At 60.9% G+C, this 6,971-nt stretch carries 7 protein-coding genes and 1 pseudogene; 3 read left to right on the top strand and 5 right to left on the bottom strand.

The genetic code is table 11. The annotated features are described in order from the left end of the window. Positions 1-333, bottom strand: a pseudogene (locus AC1DLB_RS19295) (NADPH-dependent 7-cyano-7-deazaguanine reductase QueF); the annotation flags it as partial. Positions 334-394: 61 nt separating this feature from the next. Next, positions 395-931 carry a copper-resistant cuproprotein CopI gene (gene copI, locus AC1DLB_RS19290; protein WP_064616954.1) on the bottom strand — a complete coding sequence of 179 codons (537 nt, stop codon included), beginning with the start codon at positions 929-931 and terminating at the stop codon, positions 395-397. 153 nt (positions 932-1,084) lie between these two features. Between copI and AC1DLB_RS19285 the strand changes: the two genes are divergently transcribed. Both AC1DLB_RS19285 and AC1DLB_RS19280 read left to right on the top strand, forming a co-directional pair. Further along, positions 1,085-1,633 carry a winged helix-turn-helix domain-containing protein gene (locus AC1DLB_RS19285; protein WP_477785458.1) on the top strand — a complete coding sequence of 183 codons (549 nt, stop codon included), beginning with the start codon at positions 1,085-1,087 and terminating at the stop codon, positions 1,631-1,633. Next, complete coding sequence (locus AC1DLB_RS19280) at positions 1,633-2,982, top strand: heavy metal sensor histidine kinase (RefSeq protein WP_477785457.1); 1,350 nt, start codon at positions 1,633-1,635, stop codon at positions 2,980-2,982. Before AC1DLB_RS19285 ends, AC1DLB_RS19280 begins: the two co-directional genes overlap by 1 nt. Before the next feature lie 35 nt (positions 2,983-3,017). Here AC1DLB_RS19280 and AC1DLB_RS19275 read toward each other — a convergent pair whose 3' ends face one another. The 3 genes from AC1DLB_RS19275 to AC1DLB_RS19265 all read right to left on the bottom strand — a co-directional run bounded on the left by AC1DLB_RS19275 (position 3,018) and on the right by AC1DLB_RS19265 (position 6,269). Next, a complete protein-coding gene (locus AC1DLB_RS19275) occupies positions 3,018-4,262 on the bottom strand; it encodes a lipoprotein-releasing ABC transporter permease subunit (RefSeq protein ID WP_018928148.1) in 1,245 nt (414 codons plus the stop codon). Positions 4,263-4,327: 65 nt separating this feature from the next. Further along, positions 4,328-5,011: a lipoprotein-releasing ABC transporter ATP-binding protein LolD gene (gene lolD / locus AC1DLB_RS19270; protein WP_018928149.1), complete on the bottom strand. Its 684-nt coding sequence runs from the start codon at positions 5,009-5,011 to the stop codon at positions 4,328-4,330. A gap of 7 nt (positions 5,012-5,018) precedes the next feature. Continuing rightward, complete coding sequence (locus AC1DLB_RS19265) at positions 5,019-6,269, bottom strand: lipoprotein-releasing ABC transporter permease subunit (protein WP_007935280.1); 1,251 nt, start codon at positions 6,267-6,269, stop codon at positions 5,019-5,021. A 94-nt stretch (positions 6,270-6,363) separates the two neighbouring features. On the opposite strand from AC1DLB_RS19265, the gene AC1DLB_RS19260 reads away from it, so the two are divergent. Further along, entirely contained in the window at positions 6,364-6,945 is a 582-nt protein-coding gene (locus AC1DLB_RS19260) for a PilZ domain-containing protein (RefSeq protein ID WP_028939700.1), read from the top strand. Positions 6,946-6,971 lie beyond the last annotated feature (26 nt).

Here is a 6,971-nt window from a genome sequence, read left to right as displayed (position 1 = left end):
CACCAGCGTCGCTTCAAGGCTGGCGGTGTCGGCAAATGGCGTCTGGTTCAGCGAGTTGAGGTACAGCTTGAACGACTTCGACTCGATGATGTTCGGCGAATCCGCCGGGATGCTGAATTCGCCGATCGCCACCACAGGCTTGCCGGACGGCAATAGCCACGACAGCTCGAAGCAGTTCCAGAAGTCCACGCCCTTGTACGGCAGGGTTTGCGCGGTCAGGCCCAACTCGGCCCATTTCGCGGCGCGCGGGATCGGGAACAGCAAGGACGGCGTGTAGGTGGCGATGTATTCGCTGGATTTGCCCAGCGGCGAATGTTCGGCTGCGGGATGYATGGCGGAAACCTGACTGAAGAATCAGCGGATTCTACCAGCCTTTGCTCCCGCCTTTGAGTGCTTACTGACTGACTGTCAGTTTGCCGACCATGCCGGCCTGGTAATGGCCGGGGATGTTGCAGGCAAATTCCAGGTTAGTGGCCTTGGTGAAGGTCCAGGTCAGCTCGGCGGTTTTACCCGGCTCCACCAACACACTGTTGGGGTCGTCATGCTTCATGCCGTGATCCATGGCGCCATGATCCATTCCGGCCATGGAACCGTGGTCCATGGCCTTCATACCTGTAGGCATCAGCATGCCGCTTTGCTGCATCTGGAGCATTTCCTGCTGATGCCTGGCATGCATCTGTGCATCGCCGAGGTTGAATTCGTGCAGCAACTGGCCTTTATTCACCAGTACAAGACGCACGGTTTCCCCGGCCTTGATATCGATGGTCTTGGGACTGAAGGTCATATCGCCCATTACCACTTCGACGCTGCGGGTGGCCTGGGCGGCCGAGGCCGGTTGACCGAAATCGTAGGTCTGCGCCGGTGAGGCTTCCAGCCCTAAACTCAGAGTCAGCAAACAAGCGGCCAGTGCCAGACGCTTTTGCAAAAACATAGTCGCACTCCAACAAGATGAGGTTCAGCTTGTGGGAAACTCTACCAGCCGGCTCTGCCAGCTACCTGACAGGCAGATTACAACTTTGTCAGGTTGGCCTGTTTCCTCGCCGCCCACGGTATAACGCACCTGTTCAAACTGCCCGAGTCGCCCATGAAACTGCTGATCGTCGAAGACCAACCGAAAACCGGCCAATACCTGCGCCAGGGCCTGACCGAGGCTGGTGCAGGCCTGGACACGCCGGTACTGTTTCTGACCGCACGAGATGCGGTGGAGGACCGAGTCCATGGCCTGGAACTGGGCGCCGACGATTACCTGGTCAAACCTTTCGCCTTCTCTGAACTGCTGGCCCGGGTTCGCAGCCTGTTGCGTCGAGGCAGCGCCACGCCCCAGGAAACCAGCCTGCAACTGGCCGATTTGCGCCTGGACCTGATCCGTCGCCGGGTCGAGCGTAACGGTCAGCGCATCGACCTGACCGCCAAGGAATTCGCCCTGCTGGAAATGCTCCTGCGGCGCCAGGGCGAAGTTCTGCCCAAGTCGCTGATCGCGTCCCAGGTGTGGGACATGAATTTCGACAGCGACACCAACGTCATCGAAGTGGCGATCCGCCGGTTGCGCCTGAAGATCGACGACGATTTCCCGAACAAGTTGATTCACACCGTGCGCGGCATGGGTTACGTCCTTGAAGAGCGCCCCGCCTGATGCGCCGGCTTTCATTAAGCAACCGCCTGGCACTGCTGTTTGCCGCCTGCACTGCGGTGGTGTCGTTGTTCGCCGGAGTGTTGTTCAGCCGCGCCAGCGAGGCGCACTTTGTCGAGCTGGACCAGCAGTTGCTGGATGACAAACTGATTGGTTTACGCCGGGCGCTGGATGACATTCAGGCCGGCGACGCCGAAGCCAGGCTGGCCGATGAATTGAGCCGACAGGCCGATCTTTCGCTGCGCATCATTAGCAGTGACGGCCAACGCATGTACGACAGTTCGCCCAGCGTGCCCAAAGATTTACCGCGCAAGCGTGGCCTGTCGACAGTGAGCGACGACGGCACCGATTACCGCGTCCTGAATGCGCCGCTGTTCCTCGACAAACCCGACTCACCGCAACTGACCTTGTTGCTGGACATCACCCATCACCAACACTTTCTGCAGCGCATGCAGCACCTGATCTGGCTGACGGTCRGCCTCTCGGCCCTGGCTACCGCCCTGCTCGGTGCCTGGGCGGCGCGCAGTGGTTTGCGTCCGTTGCTGCGTATGAGTGCGGTCGCCAGCGGCGTGTCGGCGCAATCACTCAACGCCCGTCTGCCGGAAGCAGACATGCCACCGGAGCTTGCGGAAATGGCCCACAGCTTCAACGCCATGCTCGGACGCCTCGATGACTCTTTTCAGCGGCTCTCGGCCTTCTCCGCCGACATCGCCCATGAACTGCGCACACCGCTGTCGAACCTGCTGACCCACACCCAAGTCACCCTCACCCGCCCTCGCCCCCTTGAGGATTACCGCGAGGCGCTGCACAGCAACCTCGAAGAACTGCAATGGATGGCGCAACTGGTCAACGACATGTTGTACCTGGCCAAGGCTGACCATGGTTTGCTGATGCCCAAGCGTGAACCTCTGGACCTGGCGGAAGAAGCAGATGTGCTGCTGGAGTTTTTCGCGCCGCTGGCCGAGGACGCCCGGGTGAAGTTGAGTCGTGACGGCCACGCGAGCATGCAGGGCGATCGCAGCATGTTGCGCCGGGCACTGTCCAATTTGCTGGACAATGCGTTGCGGTTTACCCCGGCCGGTGGTGAGGTGCGGGTAAAGATCGTCGAGCAACCGGCAGGCTTGAGCCTGACCGTTGAAAACAGTGGTGAAGGGATTTCCGAGGACCTGGTGCCGCGTTTGTTTGACCGCTTCTACCGGGCAGACCCCGCGCGCCGTGAAGGCATCAGTGAGCATGCGGGATTGGGATTGGCGATCACCCAGTCGATCATCCGCGCCCATGGCGGGCAGATTCGTTGCGAATCGGCTCAGGGGTGGACGCGGTTCATAATTGAGTTGCCAAGAAAGGACTGAGGCCAGCAGGACTGGCCCCCTCGCGGTCTAACGGACTACGAATACCGCAACGCGGTAGCCGGCTCGACTTTCGCTGCCCGCCACGCCGGATAAACCGTCGCAAGAAAGCTCATGATGAAACCGGCGGAGCAGATCAACAGCACATCCGCGCCCTGCAATTCGGACGGCAAGTTGCTGACGAAGTACACATCGGAACTGAAGATGTGCTGCCCGCTGACCCGCTCCATCCAGCCCACCAGTTCACTGACGTTCAACGCCGCGATCACGCCCAGCACACCACCGATCAAGGTGCCGACAATCCCGATCACCGTGCCCTGCACCATGAAGATCGCCATGATCTGCCGAGGTGTGGCGCCGATGGTGCGCAGGATGGCGATGTCCGCGCCCTTGTCGTTGACCACCATGATCAGCGTGGCGATGATGTTGAACGCCGCCACGGCGACGATCATCAGCAACAACAGGCCGATCATGGTTTTTTCCATCTTCATCGCGCTGAACAGACTGCCCTGGGTGTGAGTCCAGTCGTCAGCCTTGTAGGCGGCGCCCAGGCCGGTCGCGATGTCGCTCGATACTTGCGGCGCGGCGTACAGATCCTTCACCGCCAGGCGCACGCTCTGTACCTGATTCGGTTGCCAGTGCTGCATCTGCGCGGCATCGGCCATGTGGATCAGCGCCATCGAACCGTCCAGTTCGGCACCGACCTTGAACACGCCCACCACGTTCAGCCGCTGCATGCGCGGGGTGATGCCACCCGGTGCATTGCTGACTTCCGGCACGATCAGGGTGATCTTGTCGCCGACGTTCAAGCGAAAGCGCCGCGCGGTGATCTCGCCGATCACCACGCCGAATTCGCCCGGCTTCAAGGCGTCGAGACGCCCCTGAACAATGTGCTTGGCAACGATCGAGACCTTGCTTTCCAGCGCCGGATCGACCCCGCTGACCTGGATCGGCTGCATGGTGCCCTTGTAGGACAGCATGCCTTCCATCTCGGTGAATGGCACGGCGGCGGTGACTTCAGGATTCTTCATCGCCGCGGCGGCCACCGGCTGCCAATCGTCGATAGGGTTCACGCCGACGATGGTCGCGTGGGGCACCATGCCGAGGATGCGCGAGCTCATTTCGCGCTGGAAGCCGTTCATCACCGACAGCACCACGATCATCGCCAGCACGCCCAGGGCGAGGCCGATCATCGAGGTCATCGAGATGAAGGAAACAAAGCGATTGCGGCGCTTGGCGCGGGTATAGCGCGTGCCGATAAAGATCGATAACGGTCTGAACATTCGCTGGGGCACCGTATAAAAATAAAAGACCCGACGCACTGTTCAGTGTGCCGGGTTTCAGCCAATCAGATGGGGGTCAGGCAACCTTCCTGCAAATGCAGGACGCGATCCATCTGGCGAGCCAGGTTCATGTCGTGAGTCACCACCAGGAACGCCGTGCGCATCGAGGTGCTGAGTTCCAGCATCAAATCCTGAATACCCTGGGCGGTGTGGGAGTCGAGGTTGCCGGTCGGCTCGTCGAGCATCACCAGGCCTGGCTTGTTCACCAGGGCGCGGGCAATGGCCACACGCTGGCGTTCGCCACCGGACAATTCCGCCGGCTTGTGCTCCAGGCGATGGCCCAGCCCTACCCGCTCCAGCAACGCCGTCGCACGCTGACGCGCTTCCGGGATCGCGGTCTTGCCGATCAGCAGCGGCATGCAGACGTTTTCCAGCGCGGTGAACTCAGGCAGCAAGTGGTGGAACTGGTAAACGAAACCCAGCGACCGGTTGCGCAACAGGCCACGGGCCTTTTCGTTCAGGGCCGAGAGCTCTTCACCGGCCAGCCAGACGCTGCCCTTGGTCGGCGTATCGAGGCCGCCCAGCAGGTTGAGCAAGGTACTTTTGCCCGAACCCGACGTACCGACGATCGCCACGCGCTCACCCGGATGCAGTTCCAGTTGCAGACCGGCCAGAACCTCTACCGATTCCGGGCCTTCCACGTAGGATTTGCCCAGATTGCGGCAGCTCAAGATTGCTTTATCACTCATGCCCGACTCACTCATAACGTAGCGCCTCCGCAGGCTGGGTGCGCGCGGCACGCCAGGCTGGATACAGGGTGGCGAGGAAACTCAGGACCAACGCGGCGGCGCAGACCATCAACACGTCCTGGCTCTGCACTTGCGACGGCAGGTAATCGATGAAATACACGTCGGCGTTCAAGAACTTGTGGCCGATCAGCCCTTCAAGGGCCGAGATCGCGGCGCTGACGTTCAGCGCGGCGAAGATCCCGACCACGGCGCCGATCAGCGTACCGACCACACCAATGACCGTGCCCTGGACCATGAACGTCGCCATGATCGAACCCGGCGTGGCGCCCAGGGTACGCAGGATCGCGATGTCGCCCTTCTTGTCGTTCACCACCATCACCAGCGTGGAAATGATGTTGAACGCAGCAACGGCGACGATCAGCAGCAACAGCAGGCCGATCATGGCTTTTTCCATGCGGATCGCCTGATACAGATTGCCGTGGGTACGAGTCCAGTCGCGGGCGTAGTAACGGTCTTCGCCGAGCTGCTGGGCGATGGTCCACGCGGTGCGCGGTGCCTGGAACAGGTCGTCGAACTTCAGTCGCAGGCCCTGGACCTGATCCGGTTGCCAGCGGTGCAACCTGGCCAGATCCTGCAGATTGGTCAGGCCCAGATAGCCGTCCAGCTCACCGGCGCCGACATGGAAGATGCCGACCACAGTAAAGCGTTTCATGCGCGGGAACATCCCGGCCGGGGTCACGGTGACTTCCGGCGCGACAAACGTCAGCTTGTCGCCAACCGCCGCGCCGAGCTTGGCTGCCGCCTTGTCGCCGATGACGATGCCGAAACTGCCCGGCGCCAGGTCGTCGAGTTTGCCCTGCTGCATGAAGTTATCAATGATCGACACCTGCCGTTCCTGCACAGGGTCGATGGCATTGAGCAGCACTTTGGAAACCTTGCCGTTGTTGGTCAGCAGGCCCTGCATCTGGACGAAGGGCGCAACCGCCGCCACCTGCGGGTTCTGCTTGACCTTGGCGGCCAGGCTTTGCCAGTCGCTGATCGGCTCGCCGGACTCGATGGTCGCGTGGGGCACCATGCCCAGCACGCGGGTGCGCATCTCATGATCGAAGCCGTTCATGACCGACAGCACCACGATCATCACGACCACGCCGAGGGCGAGTCCGATCATCGAGGTCAGGGAAATGAATGACACAAAATGATTGCGACGTTTTGCACGGGTATAACGCGTGCCGATAAATACGAAGAGAGGTCTGAACATGTCGGGGCTTGTTCGGAGGGAAAAGGAACGTCCTTGTGGCGGGGGTCGATAACCAGCTTTACACTCAGACCACCGCCGCTACCATGGGTTCGCCATGTCGACATTAGATGAAGAAGATCGCCGCGAATACTACCGTATCGAGGACACGATCGCACTGGAAATTCGGCCCCTGTCTGCTCCCGAAGCAGCAGGCCAGGAAGTGTTGCAGGATGCTTCCCCGCTATTCAACCTGCTCAGCGAACTGCACCTGAGCGAATTCGAGTCGCAACACCTGTTGCGCCAGATCAACGAACGCGACCGAGCCATCGCCGCGTTCCTCAAATCACAGAACAAACGCATCGATCTGCTGAGCCAGGTGGTCGCCCTGACCGTGCTCGGACAGATCGGCGAACCGCAGCCGGTGATCATCTCCGAAGGCGGCATCGACTTTCAGCATCCGACGCCCATTGCCGTCGGCGCGCACCTGTCGGTCAAGCTGGTGCTGATGCCACAAGCCCTCGGCCTGTTACTGCGGGCCCGCGTCACCCATTGCGACCGCAAGGGTGGCGGCTACGACGTCGGCACCGAATTCGAATACCTGTCCGATGCCCAGCGACAACTGCTGGCCCGCTACATCTTGCAGCGACAGGCACAAGAACGACGCCTGGCGCGCGAACAAAACGAAAACGGCCATTAATTAAGGAAGAACCGTGACTCTCATCT

This window comes from Pseudomonas sp. 05N434, assembly GCF_056396965.1.
The sequence above is the reverse complement of the archived record's forward strand: the minus strand, read 5'-3'. Positions and strand labels throughout refer to the sequence as shown.

Bases quoted from the DNA above. Each gene is read 5' to 3' on its own strand.
- lolD (WP_018928149.1), bottom strand. From the start codon at position 5,011: ATGAGTGATAAAGCAATCTTGAGCTGCCGCAATCTGGGCAAATCCTAC.
- AC1DLB_RS19265 (WP_007935280.1), bottom strand. From the start codon at position 6,269: ATGTTCAGACCTCTCTTCGTATTTATCGGCACGCGTTATACCCGTGCA.
- AC1DLB_RS19275 (WP_018928148.1), bottom strand. From the start codon at position 4,262: ATGTTCAGACCGTTATCGATCTTTATCGGCACGCGCTATACCCGCGCC.
- AC1DLB_RS19260 (WP_028939700.1), top strand. From the start codon at position 6,364: ATGTCGACATTAGATGAAGAAGATCGCCGCGAATACTACCGTATCGAG.
- copI (WP_064616954.1), bottom strand. From the start codon at position 931: ATGTTTTTGCAAAAGCGTCTGGCACTGGCCGCTTGTTTGCTGACTCTG.
- AC1DLB_RS19285 (WP_477785458.1), top strand. From the start codon at position 1,085: ATGAAACTGCTGATCGTCGAAGACCAACCGAAAACCGGCCAATACCTG.